We start from the raw sequence: 17,996 nt of genomic DNA on the forward strand, positions 1-17,996 counted from the left end.
TCCTCAGTCAATTATGCAGGCCATCGGTGAGGGCCCGTGCCAATGGAAAGCGCGCATTGTCATGGCGTTGACACGCCGAAGACATGGGCATGTCATGCGCGGCTTTCACACTCCCGGCCAGGAAAGCGGATTCCCGCTCTGTTTGGAAATTCCAGCTGTGCCCGTTCTTACCGAAGGAGACGTTGTCCATGAACGACCTGCCCACTTTGATGCAGTTGTCCACATCGCCGGAGGCTACAGGTACCGGTATTGTTCAGCCTTCTGGTGTTGTGCCGGGCGCTGTGCATGCTATCCCGGTGCGTGGTGCTATCGAGGTGACTTGGGCCAGGCATCTGGATGAGGTCCGTGAGGCACAGCGCTTGCGGTTTGAGGTGTTCGCGGCAGAGATGGGCGCTCGATTGACGACCCCCATTCCTGGCCACGACGTGGACCTGTTTGACGACTATTGCGAGCACCTTCTGGTGCGCGACGCTCCGAGCCAGCAAGTCATTGGGACTTACCGGGTGCTGACGCCCGCGCAGGCCAAGCGGGTGGGCGGAACTTACAGCGATACCGAATTCGACTTGACGCGCTTGCGCACGCTGCGCCCGCGCATGGTGGAGCTGGGCCGCAGCTGTGTGCATCCCGACCACCGCCACGGCGGCGTGATCATGGCGCTGTGGAGCGCGCTGGCGGACTTCATGGTGCGCAACGAACTCGACACGATGATCGGCTGCGCCAGCATTCCCATGCTTCACAATGGCGTGGTCAGTGGCGATGCGGCGGCCAGCATCTGGCAGCAAGTGCGAAAGACCCATCTGGCACCCATCGAATACCACGTGCTGCCGCGCCTGCCGTTGCCCGTGGAGCATCTGGACGGATCCATTGCCGTGGACCCACCGGCCCTGATCAAAGGCTATCTGCGACTGGGCGCCCGTGTACTGGGTGCACCGGCGTGGGATCCGGATTTCAATACCGCCGACCTGCCCATGCTGATGCGGCTGGCCGACCTGCATCCCCGCTACCGCAAGCATTTTCTGGGGGCCTGACCGGTGCGTGCCGCGTTCGACGCCCTGGGCCCTTGGTTGAACGAGTCCCAGGTGCCGCAGGATGCAGAGCCCGACGCCCTTGCGGCGTTTGCCGGTCAACGCCGGTTCCGTGCGGTGTTCATTTCGGATTTGCACCTCGGCACGCCTGGGTGTCAGGCTGAAGCGCTTCTGGATTTTCTGAAGCACCATCCCAGCGACCATCTGTACCTGGTGGGAGACATCGTGGATGGGTGGCAGTTGCGCCGCCGTTGGTTCTGGCCACAGGCGCACAACGATGTGGTGCAAAAGCTGTTGCGCCGCGCGCGCAAGGGGTGTCGCGTGGTGTTTGTTCCTGGTAACCACGACGAATTTGCCCGAGCCTTTGTGGGGCATTCTTTTGGCGGTATCGAGGTGGTGTCCGATGCTGTGCATACCACTGCAGATGGGCGCCGCCTGTGGGTCACGCATGGTGACCACTTTGATGGTGTGATCCAGTGTGCCAAATGGCTCGCCTACGTGGGTGACAACCTCTATGAATTCACGCTCAAGCTGAACCGCCATCTCAACATCCTTCGGGCGCGGATGGGGCTTCCGTATTGGTCTTTGTCAGCTTACCTGAAAGGCAAGGTAAAAAAGGCGCTCAACTACGTCACCGATTTTGAAGTGGCGGTGGCCGCAGAGGCCCGTCGCCGCGGGCATGACGGAGTGGTCTGCGGACATATCCACCGCGCGGAGATGCGCGAGATTGGTGGCACCTTGTATTGCAACGATGGCGACTGGGTGGAGAGCCACACAGCACTCGTCGAGCACCTTGATGGTCGGCTGGAGCTGTTGCAATGGCCCGCTGTGCCTGCCGCCAATCTGTCCAGACAGACCACACAGGTGTCCGCATGAAGATTGCGCTGCTGACTGATGCATGGCTGCCACAGGTCAATGGCGTGGTGACCACTTTGGTCGAGTTGGTGCGAGAGCTGGAAGATGCCGGGCATGACGTGCAGGTCCTGCATCCTGGTCAGTTTTCTACCCGTCCTTGTCCCGGTTACGCTGGCATTGATCTGGCGGTGCGACCCTACAAGTTACTCACCCAGAAGTTGGACGCCCTGCAGCCCGATGCCATTCATCTGGCGACCGAGGGGCCTCTGGGCTGGGCGGGGCGTCGTTACTGTCTCAAGCGTGGCCTGGCGTTCACCACAGCCTTTCACACAAGGTTTCCCGAGATTCTTCAGGCAGCCTTGCGCATACCACTGGGTTGGGGTTATGCGCTTTTCAGGCATTTTCATCGCCCTTCGTCGGGGGTGATGGTTCCTACGCAGGGTGTCTTGCAAATGCTGCAGCAGCGGGGCTTTCGCCAACTGCGGTTATGGACGCACGGTGTGGACACCCAGGCGTTTCGCTTTCATGGTGAGGTCTGTCAGAGTCCGCTCACTGGCGTTCTGGCGCATCCTGTGGCGCTGTATGTGGGGCGCATTTCATATGAAAAGAACATCGATGCCTTTTTGCAGATGGACATGCCGGGCACGAAGGTGGTGTGTGGTGTTGGCCCGCTCGAGGCACGGCTGAAAGCCAAGTACCCGCAGGTACGCTGGCTTGGCATTCTGGACCGGGAGGCGCTGGCACAGGTCTACGCCTCGGCCGATGTCTTTGTGTTTCCGAGCCGCTCCGAAACCTTTGGGCTGGTCATGCTGGAGGCAATGGCTTGCGGCACGCCGGTCGCTGCCTTTCCTGAAGATGGTCCGCGGGAGGTCCTGGGTGCAGGGGGCGGCAGGGTGCCGATGGGCGGCGTGTTGCACGCGAGCCTTCTGGCGGCCACGCAGCAGGCCTTGTCCATACCCAGGTCCGAAGCACGAAGCCGGGCGCTGGAGTTCACCTGGGCACATGCGGCCAGGCTGTTTCAGCAGTACCTGGTGCCAGCCCGCTCCAGCTCGCGGGGAGTTTTCGTGTCTGTCACAAAGTCTGTCACGCAGTTGTCATCTGGGCGTTAAATACTGCAGCGATCCCGCAATTGCTGTACGCGCGTATCCATGCTGCCCCTGCCTCCTGTTGATTCCATCCCTTTGCAGCGCGAGCACCTCGATGCTGTCGGGGACTCCTCGCACGCCGTGTTACATGACAACGATTTTGCGGCTGTGGGGGCTGTCACGGGCGTTGCCCCCCACATGTTTCTGGACCGCGACCACAGCATCCTGGCATTTAACGAACGCGTGTTCGACTGGGCGGTTCGCACAGATGTCCCGCTGCTGGAGCGGCTGCGCTACCTGTGCATCGTGTCATCCAACCTCGACGAGTTTTTCGAAGTACGTGCTGCAGCGCACATCACGGCGGCCAAGAAGGGCGAGACCAAGGGGCTCTACACCGCAGCGTCGTTCGAGGCCCTGTCCGCTCAGGTACACGACCTGGTAGAGCGGCAATACGCGCTGTACAACGAAGCACTGGTTCCCGCATTTGCAAAGCATGGGATACGTATCGTGGCGCATGGTGACCGCTCCTCAGAGCAGAGGCGCTGGGTGCACGAGTATTTTGCGCGCGAGGTCCGTCCTCTGTTGATTCCGGTGGGACTCGATCCGGCCCACCCGTTTCCGCAGGTGGCTAATAAGTCGTTGAACTTCATAGTGCGTCTAAAGGGGCATGATGCCTTCGGCCGCGAGAACGAAATCGCCATCGTCAAGGTACCGCGTGCACTGCCCCGCCTGATCCGCATGCCAAAGAAGGTTGCGTCCGACGGGGCGTTGTTCGTCAGCTTGTCCAGCATCGTGCGTGCCCATTTGGAAGACCTCTTTCCTGGCCGCGAAGTGACGGAGTTTTCCCAGTTTCGTGTCACACGCCACTCCGATCTGGCACTGGACGAAGAGGATGTTCGTAACCTGCGCACCGCCTTGCGGCAGGGCCTGCAGCATCGTCATTACGGACAGGCTGTGCGCCTGGAAGTCTCTGCGGGTTGCTCTCGCTTCCTGTCCGACTTCTTGTTGCAGCAATTTGATCTGCCCAACGCGGCCTTGTACCGTGTACATGGTCCTGTGAACTTGGTGCGCCTGAATCAGCTGGTGGACTTGGTGAACGATCCCGCGTTGCTGTTCCCGCCGTGGAGTTCCGCTTGGCCTCGTCAGCTCCAGCCAGGGGTGTCCATCATGGGCCAGCTGCGCGAGCGCGACGTGTTGATCCACCAGCCGTTCGAGAGCTTTGATGGTTTGCTTGCGTTCCTGCGGGAGGCTGTGAACGACCCGGACGTGCTGGTCATCAAACAGACCATTTACCGCACGGGCGCCGACTCCGAACTCATGGACCTGCTCAGCGAGGCGGTACGCCGAGGCAAGGAGGTGATGGCGGTGGTGGAGCTGAAAGCACGCTTTGACGAGGAGGCCAACATCAATTGGGCAGAGGCGCTGGAGTCGATTGGGGCGCAGGTGGTCTATGGCGTCGTGGGCCTCAAGACCCACGCGAAGATGCTGCTCGTCACACGCCGTGAAGGGCGGCAGTTACGCCGTTACGGCCATCTCTCCACTGGCAACTACAACGTGCGTACGGCCAAGCTGTACACAGACCTGAGTTACCTCACGGCAGATGAAGAAACCACTGCCGATATGGACGGTGTTTTCAATCACCTGGCCAGCCAGAACCGGCCTCCCAAGCTGCGCAAGCTCATGCTGGCACCGTTCCATTTGCATCGCCGCATGATCGAAAAAATCGAGCGCGTGGGACTGGCTGCCAGCCGCGGGGAAGACGCACGGATCGTTGCCAAGATGAATGCCCTGACCGACGAGGGATTGATGCGGGCGTTGATCCTCGCTGGGCAGCGCGGCGCACGCATCGATCTGATTGTGCGCGGGGCCTGCATGCTGGCTCCGCAGGTGCCGGGAGTGACGGACAACATCCGGGTGCGCTCGGTGATTGGTCGGTTCCTGGAGCACACGCGTGTTTTCTATTTCCGCGCGGGGGGCGAAGAAGACCTCTATCTGTCGAGTGCCGATTGGATGAACCGCAACATGATGCGCCGCGTCGAGCTGGCGTGGCCAGTGACTGACCCCAAGCTGCGCCAGCAGATCATTGATGAATGTTTGGTGGCCTACCTGTGTGATGACCGCGATGCCTGGACGTTGAATGCCGCAGGCGTCTACGACCGCGCTGTGCACCCGGTGGACGGTAGTGGTGCCCAAAATGCGTTGATGGTGCGCTATGGGCCACGGCCTGCTCTGGGTCGCGAGGAGCCAGGGGTCGCATGATGGATTTGATCCTTTGGCGTCATGCCGAGGCGGAAGAGGCAGAAGACGGTAGCGATGATCTTGCACGCCCGCTCACGGCCCGGGGCGAGAAGCAGGCGGCGCGTATGGCGGCCTGGCTTGATCGTCAACTGCCGGAAGGCCTGAGGGTGGTGGCAAGTCCAGCGCGGCGGACTGAGCAAACTGCCCACGCTTTGGGCCGCAAATTCAAGATGCGCGCCGAGTTGTTGCCTGGCGGTACACCACAGGATTTGCTAGAGCTCGTGCAATGGCCGCGTGCCAAGGGTGCTGTTCTGGTGGTGGGGCACCAGCCCATGCTGGGCCAGACCGTTGCCCAGTTGTTGCAACTACAGGCCCCCGAGTGCCCTGTGCGCAAGGGCTCCGTGTGGTGGTTGCGCCAGCGCCAGCGCTGGGATCAAAGCCAGACCGTGCTCATGGCCGTGCAGTCACCGGAGTTTCTTTAGCTTGCCCGGCGATGTCCGAGGGCCCGAAGCCGTGCCCCTGGACACGCCGTGTCTCGGGACAGGTTTACTTGCGTCCTGCTTTGCCGCTGGACTTGGTCGTTGCCTTGGCTGGGACAGTTGGCGCGGCTTCAGCTGTGTCGGCCTTTGGGCGACCGGTCTTGATGGAAGGCACCGCTTGCAAAGCGCTGCGCAACGCGCTGTCTGACAGACCTGCCAGCACCTTGAGCCCTGCGCGCAACAGCTCGCTTTTCTTGACGGGGTGGGCCAGTGCTGTGGCACGGTCTTTCAGGGTGTCGAGCACCGCGTACTCGTCTTTGGGGATGGTGAAGCTGTCACGGACCAGCTTGGGCTTTTTGCCCTTGGTCTCGGTGGCCTTGCCGGTTTTCACTGCAGCAGCTGCCTTGGCAGGCTTGGTCGCAGCTGCTGGTTTGGAAGTCGGCGCCTTTTCTGCCACGGCCTTTTTGGTGGGCTTGACAGCCTTGGATGCCTTTGGAGCCTTGGGTGCTGTTGCCGGCCTGGTTGACTTGACGGCCTTGGCGGGCTGGGCTGCTGCGGGCGCGGCGGGTGTGGCGGAGGGGTTGGGGGTTGTAGTAGCAGTGGTCATGGCAGAGGATTGATAAACGGTATAAACAGTTTATATCGTTTATTGTTTTCCCTCAAGGCATGCCCACAGCCAGCTCCCAGGGGGTTTTTTGCCAGGCTTGAATTTCTTCGCGCAGAAGGTGGGCAGACTGTGGGTAGGCCATGGCCCAGCCCGGGCGAGCGCTGACCTCAAATCGCTGCCTGTCCAGCTGCAACGACAGTCCTTTGGTATCGGGCTCCCGGCGTGCATGGCAGAGCGCCACGGCCAAGCGCAAGCACAAGAGCTGCAGCACAAAAATCGGATCTTCGAGTTCCACCCCCAGCTTTCGTACCTTGCCCCGCTGCCCCTGCACCAGCACTCCCAGGCGGTGCAGTTCTGGCACCGCAAAACCAGCGGCATCAGTGTTGTCGAGAATGTAAGCGCCGTGTCGGTGGTAGTCGCTGTGGGAAATGCGGCAGCCAATCTCATGCAGGCGGGCTGCCCAGTCCAGCTTGCGGCTGGCACGTTCGCTCCCGGGTGGAGCAGCTTGGTCAAACAGTGCGCAGGCGGTGCGCGCCACGCGGTCTGCATGCTCCATGTCCACGCCAAACCGCTGCATCAGCCCTTGGACGGTGGTGGTGCGAAGGTCGGTGCCGGGTTGCTCCCGATCCAGAAGGTCATACAAGGCGCCCTGGCGTAGTGCTCCTTGCGCCACCTGCATCTCGTGGATGTCCAGCAGGTCAAAAACGGCGCGCAGCACGCTGATGCCCCCCCCGATGACTGCACGGCGCTCTTCCTTGAGTCCGTCCATGCGCAGCCGGTCGGCACTTTGGGCGCGGAGCAAACGCTCCCGCAGCCAGTTCAGCCCATCGCGGGTGATCAGACCCTGCGAACCTCCTGCAGCGGACAGAATGTCCCCCACGGCGCCCGCCGTGCCAGACGACCCATAGGCAACATCCCATGCATCGGGGCGAAAAGTCTCCAGCGCCTCATCGAGTACCGCCTTGGCAGCAATCTCCGCCGCCAGGAAGGCGTGGGCAGAGAACTCTCCCTTGGCAAAGTACCGTTGTGACCAAGCGACGCTGCCAACCCGGAAAGAGGCCACCGCGTGGGGCGTGAATTGCTCGCCGAGGATCAATTCGGTGGACCGACCTCCGATATCCACCACCAGGCGGCGCTCGTCCGACTGAGGCAGCAATCGGGCTACGCCCTGGTAAATCAAGCGAGCTTCTTCCGGGCCAGACACCACGTCGATAGGGTATCCCAGCACCTCACTGCCGCGTGACAGGAATTCTTCGCGATTGCGTGCTTCACGCAGTGTTTGAGTGGCCACTGCACGGACCTGCGCGCGGGGAAAGCCCGCCAGGCGCTCGCCAAAGCGCGCCAGACAAGCCCAGCCGCGCTCCATGGCGTCGCGAGTCAGGTTCCGATCTTCATCCAGCCCGTTGCCCTGGCGCACGGTTTCCTTGAGGTATTCCACCCGCTGGACGTGTCCGAACTCATAGCGCCCGATTTCCAGGCGAAAACTGTTGGAGCCGAGATCGACTGCGGCGAGGCGTGTGCCGTTCTGCATGTGTGTTTGGTGGGAGCTGCGTGCGGCATCGTACCGCGATGCGCGTGGCCTGATCCGAAGCGGGCCGCCATTGGCTGGGCGGGCAAGTGACCGGGAGATGGCGGGAGTGTGACGAGGTTGTGTGACGCATTCATGACGCCAGCGATGCCGCGTCATGAGGGTGTTGCAATGGTCTGAGGTTGGTTATGTATGTCACTGAATTGTCACGATAGGCCTCTAGAGTTCGCTCTGTTCCTGTTAACCCCTGCCGAAAGGTACCTCATGAAACGCGTATTTCTCAAAACCGTCGCAGTAGCTCTGACCGCCTTGGCAGTGGGCAACGCCTTTGCGGCAGACATCACCGGCGCCGGCGCTACGTTCCCCTTCCCGATGTATGCCAAGTGGGCTGAAGCCTACAAGAAGGAAACCGGCGTGGGTCTGAACTACCAGTCCATCGGTTCCTCGGGTGGTATTCGCCAGATCCGCGCCAAGACCGTGGCTTTTGGCGCTACCGATGCCCCTCTGTCGGGCGCTGAACTGGAAAAAGACGGCATGGTGCAGTTTCCTGCCATCATCGGTGGCACCGTGCCTGTGGTGAATCTGGACGGTTTCAAGCCAGGCGAACTGCGCGTGACCGGCACCGTCCTGGCCGAAATGTATCTGGGCAAGATCACCAAGTGGAACGATGCCAAGCTGGCAGCCCTGAACCCCGGCAAGACGCTGCCCGACCAGAACATCACCATCGTGCACCGCGCCGATGGCTCTGGCACCACATTCAACTGGACCGACTACCTGAGCTCTGTCAGCAAGGAATGGGCGGATACGGTGGGCAAGGGTGCTGCAGTGAAGTGGCCTGCTCAGTCTTCGGTGGGAGGCAAGGGCAATGAAGGTGTTGCAGCCAACGTGACCCGTGTGAAGGGTGCCCTGGGCTACGTGGAGTACGCCTACGTCAAGAAGAACAACATGACTTTCCTGCAACTGCAGAACGCTGATGGCAAGTATGTGGCGCCCGACGATGCCACCTTTGCAGCGGCGGCTGCGAGCGCTGACTGGTTCAGCGTGCCTGGCATGGGTATTTCGATGGTGAACGCCAAGGGTGCCAACAGCTGGCCCGTGAGCACGGCATCCTTCATCCTCATGTACGCCGACCCCGCAGACAAGGCCCAGTCAGCCGAAGTCCTGAAATTCTTTGACTGGGCCTTCAAGAACGGCAAAACCATGGCTGCTGACCTGGACTACGTGCCGCTGCCTGACGCTCTGACGGCGCAGATCCGTTCCAAGGTCTGGTCGCAAATCAAGAAGTAAGCGGTTTGCCCCAGAATAGTGCCCATCGGCCGGCTGGTCTGACCGATGGGCGCTGGTTTGTGGGGTCTCCAGAAGCCAGATGGGAGTCAACATGAGCGTGGGAACCACCATGAGTTCGCAACCCGTGTCCGTCAAGATGACGGACGCCCCCACACCGTCCATGGTGTCGATTGCCAAGCGGCAGCGCCTGCAGGACATCGTTTTCCATCGGCTGACCCAGAGCCTGTCGCTGCTGGTGCTGGTGGCGCTGCTGGGCATCATCGTTTCGCTGTTCATCTACGCGTGGCCAGCTTTTCACAAGTTTGGCATCCAGTTCATCTGGCGCGCTGAGTGGGACATCATCAATGAAGAATTTGGTGCGGCGATTGCCATCGTCGGCACCCTGGCCAGCGCAGGCATTGCACTGCTGATCGCCGTTCCACTGGCATTCGGCATTGCGCTGTTCCTGACCGAAACCTGCCCTGTTTGGCTGCGCCGCCCGCTCGGCACGGCGGTGGAATTGCTGGCGGCCGTCCCGTCCATCATCTACGGCATGTTCGGCCTGTTCGTGTTTGCGCCATTGTTTGCAGACCATTTCCAGGTACCCGTGCAAAAGCTGCTCGGCTCCATGCCGCTGATCGGCTTCCTGTTTGGCGGCAGTACCAACGGATTTGGCATCCTGGCCGCGGGCATCGTGCTGGCCTTCATGGTGTTGCCTTTTGTGGCTGCCGTGATGCGCGATGTGTTCGAGATTGTTCCCCCCATCCTGCGCGAGTCCGCCTATGGCCTGGGTTGCACGACCTGGGAGGTGGTGCGTCGCGTGGTGCTGCCCTACACGCAGAAGGGCGTGATTGGCGGAGTGATGCTGGGCCTGGGCCGGGCCTTGGGCGAGACCATGGCCGTCACTTTTGTGATCGGCAATGCCAACCGCATGCCCACCTCGCTGTTCTCGCCAGGCACTTCCATCGCATCCACGCTGGCCAATGAGTTTGGCGAGGCGGCGGACTTTCATTTGTCCACGCTGTTTGCCCTGGGCTTCCTGCTGTTTGTGATCACGTTTGTGGTGCTGTCGGCCGCCAAGATCATGCTGCTGCGCGCCGAGAAGGCCAAGGGCCTGTAAGCCCTGCAGCCCGCTCCCGACCCTCTTCAGAGACGAGCTCCATGGAATTCAATCAACAACTCTACAAAAAGCGCCAGCGCTCCAACGCCATTGGCCTGACCCTGTCACTGGGCGCCATGGCACTGGGCCTGTTCGTGCTGCTCTGGATCCTGAGCGTGCTCCTGTCCAACGGTTTTGCCGCTTTGGACTGGAACATGTTCACGCAGTCCACCCCGGCGCCCGGCTCGGACGGCGGTGGCCTGGCCAACGCCATCGTGGGCAGCCTGCTGATGGTTGGCTTCACCGTGCTGGTGTCCACGCCCATCGGCGTGCTGGCGGGGGTGTACCTGGCCGAATATGGGGACCAGAGCAAGACCGCCGAACTGACCCGCTTTGTGACCGACATCATGCTTTCGGCCCCCTCCATCGTGCTGGGCCTGTTCGTATATGCCATCGCGGTCGCTACCGTGGGCAACTTCTCGGGCTGGGCGGGCAGCCTGGCGCTCTCGCTCATCGCCGTGCCGGTGGTGGTGCGCACCACCGAGAACATGCTGCGCCTGGTGCCCGGCAGCCTGCGCGAAGCGGCTTTTGCCCTCGGTGCACCGCGCTGGAAGGTCTCGACCATGGTCACCCTGCGTGCTGCTCGCAGCGGTGTGATGACCGGCTTGCTGCTGGCTGTGGCCCGCATCAGTGGCGAGACAGCACCCCTGCTGTTCACCGCGCTCAACAACCAGTTCTTCAGCACCAACATGAATGCGCCCATGGCCAACCTGCCGGTCGTGATCTTCCAGTTTGCGCTGAGCCCGTACGAGAACTGGGTTCGCCTCGCCTGGGGCGGTGCGCTGCTCATCACGCTGTCGGTGCTGATCCTCAACGTCGTGGCGCGGGTGTTCCTGCGCGAAAAGAATCGCGTGTGATTCCCTTTGCTGATCCGGCCAACGCCAACGCCATCGACAAGACTGCCTCCATTTTCAGGAATTGACAATGAACGCCACTGCTACCGCCACTGCCAGCAAGAACGCGCTGGAGCTGCGTAACCTGAGTTTTTTCTACGGCAAGTTCCAGGGCCTGCGTAACGTGAGCCTGGACATCGCCGAGCACAAGGTCACTGCCTTCATCGGCCCCTCGGGTTGTGGCAAGTCCACGCTGCTGCGCACGCTCAACCGCATGTACAGCCTGTATCCCGGCCAGCGCGCCGAAGGCTCCATCAGCTTCTACGGCCAGGACATCCTGGACCCCAAGCAGGACATCAACCTGCTGCGCGCCCGCATCGGCATGGTGTTCCAGAAGCCCACGCCGTTCCCCATGTCCATCTACGACAACATCGCGTTTGGCGTGAAGCTTTACGAGACGCTGAGCAAGAGCGAGATGGACGACCGGGTGGAGTGGGCACTGTCCAAGGCCGCACTGTGGACCGAGGTGAAGGACAAGCTGCACCAGAGCGGCCTGTCGCTCTCCGGCGGCCAGCAGCAGCGCCTGTGCATTGCGCGCAGCGTGGCGGTGAAGCCTTCGGTGCTGTTGCTCGACGAACCCACCTCGGCGCTGGACCCGTTGTCCACTGCCAAGATCGAAGAGCTGATCGACGAGCTCAAGCACGACTACACCATTGCGATCGTGACCCACAACATGCAGCAGGCCGCCCGCTGCAGCGACTTCACCGCCTACATGTACCTGGGCGAGATGATCGAGTTCGGTGCGACCGAGCAGATCTTCTTCAAGCCCGAGCGCAAAGAAACCGAAGACTACATCACCGGCCGTTTCGGCTAAGGAGACAGCAGATGCCCGATAAACATCTTTCGTCCCAGTTCGACAGCGAACTCAACAGCGTCTCTGCCCGCGTCATGGAAATGGGCGGCTTGGTGGAGTCGCAGATTCGCCAGGCGGTGTACGCACTGTCGCAATTCAGCCTGGAGGCCGTGGAGACGGTGGCTTCGATGGAGACCCGCATCAATGCGATGGAAGTCGAGATCGACCAGGAGCTGTCCTCCATCATCGCCCGCCGCCAGCCCACCGCGCGTGACCTGCGCCTGCTGCTGGCCTTCTCCAAGGCCACGGCCAATCTGGAGCGCATGGGCGACGAAGCCAACAAGATGGCGCGCATGGTGCGCTCCATCATCGAAGGCGGCGCCCCGCGCTCGTTGCCATCGAGCGACCTGCGGGTGGCGGCCGAGCTGGCCTCGGGCCAGCTGCGCAAGACGCTGGATGCGTTTGCACGGCTGGACGTGAAGGCGGCGGTCGCCATCCTCAAGGAGGACGACCTCATCGACAAGGAGTTCGACGGGTTCGTGCGCAAGCTCATCACCTACATGATGGAAGACCCCCGCACCATCTCGCCCAGCCTGGATCTGCTGTTCCTCGCCAAGGCCATCGAGCGCATTGGCGACCATTCCAAGAACGTGGCCGAGCTCATCATCTATCTGGTCAAGGGCAAGGACGTGCGCCACACAGCCCTCGACGAGATCGAGTCGGCAGTGCTGTAAGTACGGGGCGCTGAAATCACCATGAGAAAGCTTCCCCGTGTCCTCATCGTGGAGGACGAACCCGCGATTGCCGAACTGATTGCAGTCAACCTGCGCCACAACGGTTTCCAGCCCTTCTGGGCGGAAGATGGCGACAGCGCGCAGCGCGAGCTGGATGCCGTGCTGCCCGATGTGATCCTGCTGGACTGGATGCTGCCAGGGCAGAGCGGTCTGTCGCTGGCACGCAAGTGGCGTGCAGACAGCCGCACCAAGCCCATCCCCATCCTCATGCTCACCGCGCGTGGGGATGAGCCGGACAAGGTGGCCGGGCTGGACGCCGGTGCCGACGACTACATCACCAAGCCCTTTTCCACGCAGGAGCTGCTAGCCCGCATCCGTGCGGTGCTGCGCCGCCGCGCACCCGAGCAGGTGAGCGACAGCGTGAGCATTGGCGAGCTGGTGCTGGATGCTGCGACCTACCGGGTCACCTTCCAGGGTCAGCCCCTGAAGGTCGGCCCCACCGAGTTCAAGCTGCTGCATTTCTTGATGAAACACGCCGAGCGTGTGCACAGCCGGTCGCAGCTGCTCGACAAGGTGTGGGGCGACCATGTCTTCATCGAGGAGCGCACGGTGGACGTGCATGTCAAGCGCCTGCGCGAGGCCCTGGGTGCAGCGTCCGTGATGGTGGAAACGGTGCGCGGCGCGGGCTACCGGCTCACTGCACAACCCCAGGTGCCGCTGTCGGCCTGATGGGTAGGCGGGCTGCCGCCTGTGAGTGATGCGACGCGCTCGATGGCTGCTGTGCAGCGGTCCACTGCGGTCGGCGTGCATCGGTGGTGGCGATGGATGGATGTGATGGATCAATGGGCGCGCGTGTCGCGCCCCTGGCGTTTCTGAGAAGGCTTTGCAATCCGCATGCTGTGGCGTATTTCGTTTTTCCTGCTGTGGCAGTTGGCGGGTGGTGGCCTGGGGTGGTGGCAAGGCGGGCCCTGGGGGGCCGCACTGGGGGCCGCCATTGCTGCCTGGGCGTGGTTCGTGTGGGACCTGCTGCGGGGCGTGCGGGTGCTGCGCTGGTTGCGCACGGGCGATCTGGCATCGGTGCCGTCCATGCGTGGCATCTGGGGCGAGGCGGCGGACCGTGCGCGGCGTCTGCTGCGCAAGCAGGAGGCGCAGATACGAGACAGCCAGGACCGTTTGCAGGAGATCCTGGCCGCCCTGCAGGCCTCCCCCAACGGCGTGGTGCTTCTGGACGCGCAGGGCCGCATCGAATGGTGCAACCAGATGGCAGCCAACCAGTTTGGCTTTGACGCGCAGCGCGACGTCATGCAGTCCATCGGCAACTTGCTGCGCAACCCTGAATTCACGGCTTACTTTGCTGCCAAGGACTTCACCAGCGACGTGGTGCTGGAGGGGCGCCTGAGCACGCCGTCGCGGCCCGTACGCATCTCGGTGCACCTGCACCCCTATGGCGATGGCCGCACGCTGCTGCTGTCGCGCGACGTGACGGCGCTGGAGCAGGCCGACGCGATGCGGAGAGACTTTGTGGCCAATGTGTCGCACGAGATCCGCACACCCCTCACGGTGCTCACCGGTTTTGTCGAAACCTTGCAGACCTTGCCGCTGAGCGCCGACGAGCGCTCGCGCTACCTGGGCATGATGGCGCAGCAGGCGCAGCGCATGCAAAGTGTGGTGCAGGACCTGCTCACGCTGTCGCGGCTGGAGGGCAGCCCGCTGCCCGGCATGGCCGAATGGACGCCTGTTCAGTCACTGATGCAGCGTTGCGAGGAAGAGGGCCGCGCCCTGTCCGCGCTGCTCACACAGAACCAGCAGCGTCCCCATGCGATGCGCTTTCCGGCGGCCGATCTGCTGCGGGCCGAAGGCGAGATTGCTGGTGTGCCTGCCGAACTGCAAAGTGCCTTGTCCAACCTCGTCAACAACGCGGTGCGCTACACACCCGGCGGTGGTTCCATCGAGGTGCAGTGGCTGCGCAAGGAGGATGGCAGTGCCGTGTTCTCCGTGCACGACACCGGCCCCGGCATTGCGCCCGAGCACATACCGCGCCTGACGGAGCGCTTTTACCGGGTGGACCGCAGCCGTTCGCGCGAGACCGGGGGCACTGGCCTGGGCCTGGCCATCGTCAAGCATGTGCTGCAGCGCCATGGCGCCACGCTGGACATCGCGAGCACGCTGGGCAAGGGCTCGGTGTTTTCGGTCACTTTCCCGGCCAACCGTTTGCGGGGTTTTTCCCTGCCGGGCTGATGGCTCGCCAGAGCATGGCGACGAACAGCAGTGCGGTGACTGCGAGCGCCGCCGCGCTGGCCGCCCAGAAGGGAGTGGGCGAAGCCACACCCGACCAAGGCCCGATGCCTCCATACGCCAGCCAATAGCCGCCCGCCAAGCCAGCCCCCCACAGCAGCGCGCAGTACACCACCAGTGGCGCCAGCGTGATGCGGTAGCAGCGCAGCACAAACACGCACAGCGTCTGCACCGCATCGGCAGCGTGGTACGCCGCCACCCAGACCAGCACCGTGCCGGCCACGGCTGCCACGCTGGCGTTGTCGGTGTAGATCTGGCTGATCGAGTGTCTTGCTATCAATAATATAGCTGCCAAGGCAATACCCACTAGCGCAGCGAGCGAAAAACCCATCAAAACCACCTGACGGGCTCGCTGGGGCTGCTGTGCGCCCAGCCAGTAGCTCACCCGCGCGCTGGTGGCGATGGACAGCGACAGCGGCACCATGTAGAGCACGGCAGCCATGTTGGCGGCGATCTGGTGGGCGGCCGCCGAGGTGGTGCCCTGGCGCGCGATGAACAAGGCCATCAGGGTGAAGGAGGTCACCTCCACCATCACGGCCAGCCCTGCCGGAATCCCGAGTCTGGCAAAGCCTGCAATGGTGGGCCAGTGCGGGGGCTCCATGCGGCGCCAGAGCCCCAGGGGGGTGTAGATGTCCTGCGTGCGCAGCAGCCACACAGCCAGGGCCAGCATGCTGCAGTTGACGACCAGCGTGGCCCAGGCGCAGCCCACCACCCCCTGCGCGGGCAGGCCCCCGCCGCCAAAAGTGAACCACACCGACAGCGGCAGCTTGATCAGCAGTGAGCCCACCTGTAGCCAGGTGACCAGACGCGGATGGCCCAGGGCCTGGTTGAGGGTGCTGTAGATCCGGAACAGCAGGGCCGGTGGGAGTGCCAGTGCCAGCACAGCCAGGTAGTTTTCTACCTGTGGGCGAAGCGCAGGGGGGACCTCCGTCCAGCGCAGCAGCGCGCCTGGCGATAGCAGCACCGCCATGCCCACCACTGAAGCAGCAGCGCACAGGTACAAGGCCTGTCGCAGTGATCGGCCTACGGCCTCAGGCTGTTGTGCGCCGCGCTGTTCGGCCCACACGGGGAGGAGTGCCTGCAGCACGCCGATCAGGGCGACGTACACACTGATGAAGATGGCCGACCCCACGGACAGCGCGGCCAGCGACGATTCGCTGTAGCGCCCCGCCACGATGGTGTCCGTCACCCCGAAGGCCATGACCGCCAATTGCCCCGCCAGCACGGTCACGGCGTGCCGGGTGATGGTGGACAGCTCCGACATCAGCGGGCCGGGGCCGCACGACGGAACAGCAGCAGGTTCTCGTTCTTGTCGGTGGGGCGGGGCAGAGTGGCCCGGGCTTCCCACAGCTCAGCGCGGACCATGCGCTCGGACGCGGGCCAGGAGGCGCTGTCCACCAGCAGCCACTGGCATTCATCCTGCAGACCCGCGCGCTGCAGCGACAGCTGTCCATGGAACTGCAGAGCCGCCACCTGAGCACGGTTCAGCCCCACGGTCTGAATGCACCCGGGCTCCGGCCCCACGGCTGCCACCACACTGCGCACCTGCGGACCATAGCTGCGTGCGTAGTCCAGCAGGGGCAGCCACAGGGTCATCAGCAAAAGCCAGCCCAGGGCAGCACCACCTGCGGGCAGCACCAGGCTCTTCCAGATGGGGGCCCGGTTGCGGGACGCACGCCACCACGCCAGACCACACCAACCCACTGTGGCCGCCACGGCCACCAGCAAAGCCAGTGCAGAAAACTGCGGCACGAAACCGGGCGCCAGCTTGGCCACGTTGGCGGCAGGTTTGGCAGGCACCCCGGTCTGCATGGCAATCCAGATCACCCAGATTGCGAGGGCCGATGCGGTGAAGAACAGCAGAGTGAACCAGTCGATCAAGGCACCCACGCTGCGGCGCAGCGTAGGCAGGGCAAAGGCTGCCAGCGCAGCCAGAGCGGGCAGGCCCAGCAGCAATGCCCGGTCGGCTGGCTGGGTGGTGATGGTGGCGCCAATCGACACCAGAGTGAACCACAGGGGCAGGAGCAGGTGCCGTTGGCCAGGGCGGCTGAAGATCTGCTGGCGCCAGCGCCACAAGGTCCACAGTGCCAGTGGCCAGGCCGGCCAGCCAAACCACAGCAGCAGGCGCGCCAGGCTCAGCCAGTCCTTGCCACCACCATCGAACCCCACAACACGCCAGCGCCACAGGTCCAGCCCTTGGGCCAGGGCGGCCGCTGCCAGCGTGGCTGCGGCCAGCACGGCGGCCCAGCGCCAGCGGCGGTCGGTGTTGCCAGCGGGCGCAAACAGTGCCAGCAATGCGCCACCCATGCCCAGTAACGTCGTGAGTGCGGGGGCTCCGGACAGCGTGAGCCCGGCCATGCCCAGCACCAGGGCCACGGCGGGCGCCATGGTACGGTGGGGCATGGCGGCCACCGCAAAAAACAGCAAAGCGGTGCAGCCAAGCTGTGCCAGATAGCTCGTGACCTCATGCGAGAGCTGCGCCAGGCCCAGGCAGGCGATCAGCGCCAGCAAGGCGCCGTCGGCAATCGCGCGCGCATAGTCGAGGGGAGAGGCCTCACCCCCAAAGGCAAATGCGACCGGTTGGGCGCCCGGGCTGCGGGCCAGGTAGTACACGCCATACCAGGTGGCCATCAGGGTGATGACCAGGAGCGCGATGAACGGTATGCGGGCCGCCATCTCCGGCGACAGCCAGGCCGGTGCCATCTGCACGGCCCAGGCCCCCAGCCAATAGGGCAACAGCCCTTCGGTTTCGGGGGGCATGCCACCGAGCAGCGGACTGAGCCAGGGAGTGCGTCCCTGGGCGAGCTCCAGCATGTAGCCAAAGGCGGTGACGTCTGCGTTCTTCCACGGATCCCGGCCCACAAAGCCGGGCACTACGTAGGCAATGCACAGCAGCAGCAGCGCCCAGCGGGGCAGTGGGCTGACGGCGTTCTGGGTAACGATGGCGGGGGTGGGTGGAGTCACGCGGCAGTGGGCGGCTGGGCAAAGGAGCCACCGAGAATAAAGGCAAAACCCACGAAAAAAGGCAGCCCGGTTGCC

At 63.2% G+C, this 17,996-nt stretch carries 17 protein-coding genes; 12 read left to right on the forward strand and 5 right to left on the reverse strand.

All coding sequences use genetic code 11. The annotated features are described in order from the left end of the window. Positions 1-7: 7 nt before the first annotated feature. Positions 8-190: a hypothetical protein gene (locus IB236_RS13630; protein WP_143227256.1), complete on the reverse strand. Its 183-nt coding sequence runs from the start codon at positions 188-190 to the stop codon at positions 8-10. Here IB236_RS13630 and IB236_RS13635 point away from each other — a divergent pair. The 5 genes from IB236_RS13635 to sixA all read left to right on the forward strand — a co-directional run bounded on the left by IB236_RS13635 (position 189) and on the right by sixA (position 5,685). Further along, positions 189-1,028: a GNAT family N-acetyltransferase gene (locus tag IB236_RS13635; RefSeq protein ID WP_225581146.1), complete on the forward strand. Its 840-nt coding sequence runs from the start codon at positions 189-191 to the stop codon at positions 1,026-1,028. The genes IB236_RS13630 and IB236_RS13635 overlap by 2 nt on opposite strands. A 3-nt stretch (positions 1,029-1,031) precedes the next feature. Beyond that, positions 1,032-1,901 carry a UDP-2,3-diacylglucosamine diphosphatase gene (locus tag IB236_RS13640; protein WP_192421182.1) on the forward strand — a complete coding sequence of 290 codons (870 nt, stop codon included), beginning with the start codon at positions 1,032-1,034 and terminating at the stop codon, positions 1,899-1,901. Then, positions 1,898-2,989 (forward strand): glycosyltransferase family 1 protein, encoded by a 1,092-nt coding sequence (locus IB236_RS13645; RefSeq protein ID WP_192421183.1) that lies wholly within the window; start codon positions 1,898-1,900, stop codon positions 2,987-2,989. The genes IB236_RS13640 and IB236_RS13645 overlap by 4 nt, the downstream gene beginning before the upstream one ends. A 174-nt stretch (positions 2,990-3,163) precedes the next feature. Next, positions 3,164-5,224, forward strand: a complete 2,061-nt coding sequence (ppk1, locus tag IB236_RS13650; RefSeq protein WP_192421318.1) for a polyphosphate kinase 1 — start codon at positions 3,164-3,166, stop codon at positions 5,222-5,224. After that, positions 5,221-5,685 carry a phosphohistidine phosphatase SixA gene (gene sixA, locus IB236_RS13655; RefSeq protein WP_056743589.1) on the forward strand — a complete coding sequence of 155 codons (465 nt, stop codon included), beginning with the start codon at positions 5,221-5,223 and terminating at the stop codon, positions 5,683-5,685. The genes ppk1 and sixA overlap by 4 nt, the downstream gene beginning before the upstream one ends. Before the next feature lie 64 nt (positions 5,686-5,749). Here the strand turns inward: sixA and IB236_RS13660 are convergent, their stop codons facing one another. Together IB236_RS13660 and IB236_RS13665 are read right to left on the reverse strand one after the other, a co-directional pair. Further along, on the reverse strand, positions 5,750-6,289 hold the full coding sequence (locus IB236_RS13660; RefSeq protein WP_192421184.1) for a hypothetical protein: 540 nt from the start codon (positions 6,287-6,289) through the stop codon (positions 5,750-5,752). 52 nt (positions 6,290-6,341) lie between these two features. Then, positions 6,342-7,820 carry a Ppx/GppA phosphatase family protein gene (locus IB236_RS13665; protein WP_192421185.1) on the reverse strand — a complete coding sequence of 493 codons (1,479 nt, stop codon included), beginning with the start codon at positions 7,818-7,820 and terminating at the stop codon, positions 6,342-6,344. 261 nt (positions 7,821-8,081) lie between these two features. On the opposite strand from IB236_RS13665, the gene pstS reads away from it, so the two are divergent. The 7 genes from pstS (at position 8,082) to phoR (ending at position 14,900) form a co-directional block, all read left to right on the forward strand. After that, a complete protein-coding gene (gene pstS / locus IB236_RS13670) occupies positions 8,082-9,104 on the forward strand; it encodes a phosphate ABC transporter substrate-binding protein PstS (RefSeq protein ID WP_192421186.1) in 1,023 nt (340 codons plus the stop codon). A 109-nt stretch (positions 9,105-9,213) separates the two neighbouring features. Then, positions 9,214-10,203: a phosphate ABC transporter permease subunit PstC gene (gene pstC, locus IB236_RS13675; RefSeq protein WP_369817010.1), complete on the forward strand. Its 990-nt coding sequence runs from the start codon at positions 9,214-9,216 to the stop codon at positions 10,201-10,203. Between the two features lie 41 nt (positions 10,204-10,244). Continuing rightward, positions 10,245-11,099, forward strand: coding sequence for a phosphate ABC transporter permease PstA (gene pstA, locus IB236_RS13680; RefSeq protein WP_056067253.1), 855 nt, complete (start codon positions 10,245-10,247; stop codon positions 11,097-11,099). A 67-nt stretch (positions 11,100-11,166) separates the two neighbouring features. Further along, positions 11,167-11,949, forward strand: coding sequence for a phosphate ABC transporter ATP-binding protein PstB (gene pstB, locus IB236_RS13685; RefSeq protein ID WP_056067255.1), 783 nt, complete (start codon positions 11,167-11,169; stop codon positions 11,947-11,949). Between the two features lie 11 nt (positions 11,950-11,960). Next, the gene (phoU, locus tag IB236_RS13690; RefSeq protein ID WP_010457902.1) at positions 11,961-12,662 is read left to right on the forward strand and encodes a phosphate signaling complex protein PhoU; all 702 of its coding nucleotides are present in this window, start codon (positions 11,961-11,963) and stop codon (positions 12,660-12,662) included. A gap of 21 nt (positions 12,663-12,683) precedes the next feature. Further along, on the forward strand, positions 12,684-13,391 hold the full coding sequence (gene phoB / locus IB236_RS13695; RefSeq protein ID WP_015013590.1) for a phosphate regulon transcriptional regulator PhoB: 708 nt from the start codon (positions 12,684-12,686) through the stop codon (positions 13,389-13,391). A 165-nt stretch (positions 13,392-13,556) separates the two neighbouring features. Further along, the gene (gene phoR / locus IB236_RS13700; RefSeq protein ID WP_116749516.1) at positions 13,557-14,900 is read left to right on the forward strand and encodes a phosphate regulon sensor histidine kinase PhoR; all 1,344 of its coding nucleotides are present in this window, start codon (positions 13,557-13,559) and stop codon (positions 14,898-14,900) included. Here the strand turns inward: phoR and IB236_RS13705 are convergent. Both IB236_RS13705 and IB236_RS13710 read right to left on the reverse strand, forming a co-directional pair. Next, on the reverse strand, positions 14,854-16,221 hold the full coding sequence (locus tag IB236_RS13705; RefSeq protein WP_192421187.1) for an MATE family efflux transporter: 1,368 nt from the start codon (positions 16,219-16,221) through the stop codon (positions 14,854-14,856). The genes phoR and IB236_RS13705 overlap by 47 nt on opposite strands. Continuing rightward, positions 16,221-17,921 carry a hypothetical protein gene (locus tag IB236_RS13710; protein WP_192421188.1) on the reverse strand — a complete coding sequence of 567 codons (1,701 nt, stop codon included), beginning with the start codon at positions 17,919-17,921 and terminating at the stop codon, positions 16,221-16,223. The genes IB236_RS13705 and IB236_RS13710 overlap by 1 nt, the downstream gene beginning before the upstream one ends. Positions 17,922-17,996: the final 75 nt, after the last annotated feature.

The organism is Acidovorax sp. ACV02 (genome assembly GCF_014851475.1).
Classification (GTDB): domain Bacteria; phylum Pseudomonadota; class Gammaproteobacteria; order Burkholderiales; family Burkholderiaceae_C; genus Acidovorax; species Acidovorax delafieldii.

Bases quoted from the DNA above. Each gene is read 5' to 3' on its own strand.
- IB236_RS13635 (WP_225581146.1), top strand. From the start codon at position 189: ATGAACGACCTGCCCACTTTGATGCAGTTGTCCACATCGCCGGAGGCT.
- IB236_RS13630 (WP_143227256.1), bottom strand. From the start codon at position 190: ATGGACAACGTCTCCTTCGGTAAGAACGGGCACAGCTGGAATTTCCAA.
- IB236_RS13645 (WP_192421183.1), top strand. From the start codon at position 1,898: ATGAAGATTGCGCTGCTGACTGATGCATGGCTGCCACAGGTCAATGGC.
- ppk1 (WP_192421318.1), top strand. From the start codon at position 3,164: ATGTTTCTGGACCGCGACCACAGCATCCTGGCATTTAACGAACGCGTG.
- sixA (WP_056743589.1), top strand. From the start codon at position 5,221: ATGATGGATTTGATCCTTTGGCGTCATGCCGAGGCGGAAGAGGCAGAA.
- IB236_RS13660 (WP_192421184.1), bottom strand. From the start codon at position 6,289: ATGACCACTGCTACTACAACCCCCAACCCCTCCGCCACACCCGCCGCG.
- IB236_RS13665 (WP_192421185.1), bottom strand. From the start codon at position 7,820: ATGCAGAACGGCACACGCCTCGCCGCAGTCGATCTCGGCTCCAACAGT.
- pstS (WP_192421186.1), top strand. From the start codon at position 8,082: ATGAAACGCGTATTTCTCAAAACCGTCGCAGTAGCTCTGACCGCCTTG.
- pstC (WP_369817010.1), top strand. From the start codon at position 9,214: ATGAGTTCGCAACCCGTGTCCGTCAAGATGACGGACGCCCCCACACCG.
- pstA (WP_056067253.1), top strand. From the start codon at position 10,245: ATGGAATTCAATCAACAACTCTACAAAAAGCGCCAGCGCTCCAACGCC.
- pstB (WP_056067255.1), top strand. From the start codon at position 11,167: ATGAACGCCACTGCTACCGCCACTGCCAGCAAGAACGCGCTGGAGCTG.
- phoU (WP_010457902.1), top strand. From the start codon at position 11,961: ATGCCCGATAAACATCTTTCGTCCCAGTTCGACAGCGAACTCAACAGC.
- phoB (WP_015013590.1), top strand. From the start codon at position 12,684: ATGAGAAAGCTTCCCCGTGTCCTCATCGTGGAGGACGAACCCGCGATT.
- phoR (WP_116749516.1), top strand. From the start codon at position 13,557: ATGCTGTGGCGTATTTCGTTTTTCCTGCTGTGGCAGTTGGCGGGTGGT.
- IB236_RS13705 (WP_192421187.1), bottom strand. From the start codon at position 16,221: ATGTCGGAGCTGTCCACCATCACCCGGCACGCCGTGACCGTGCTGGCG.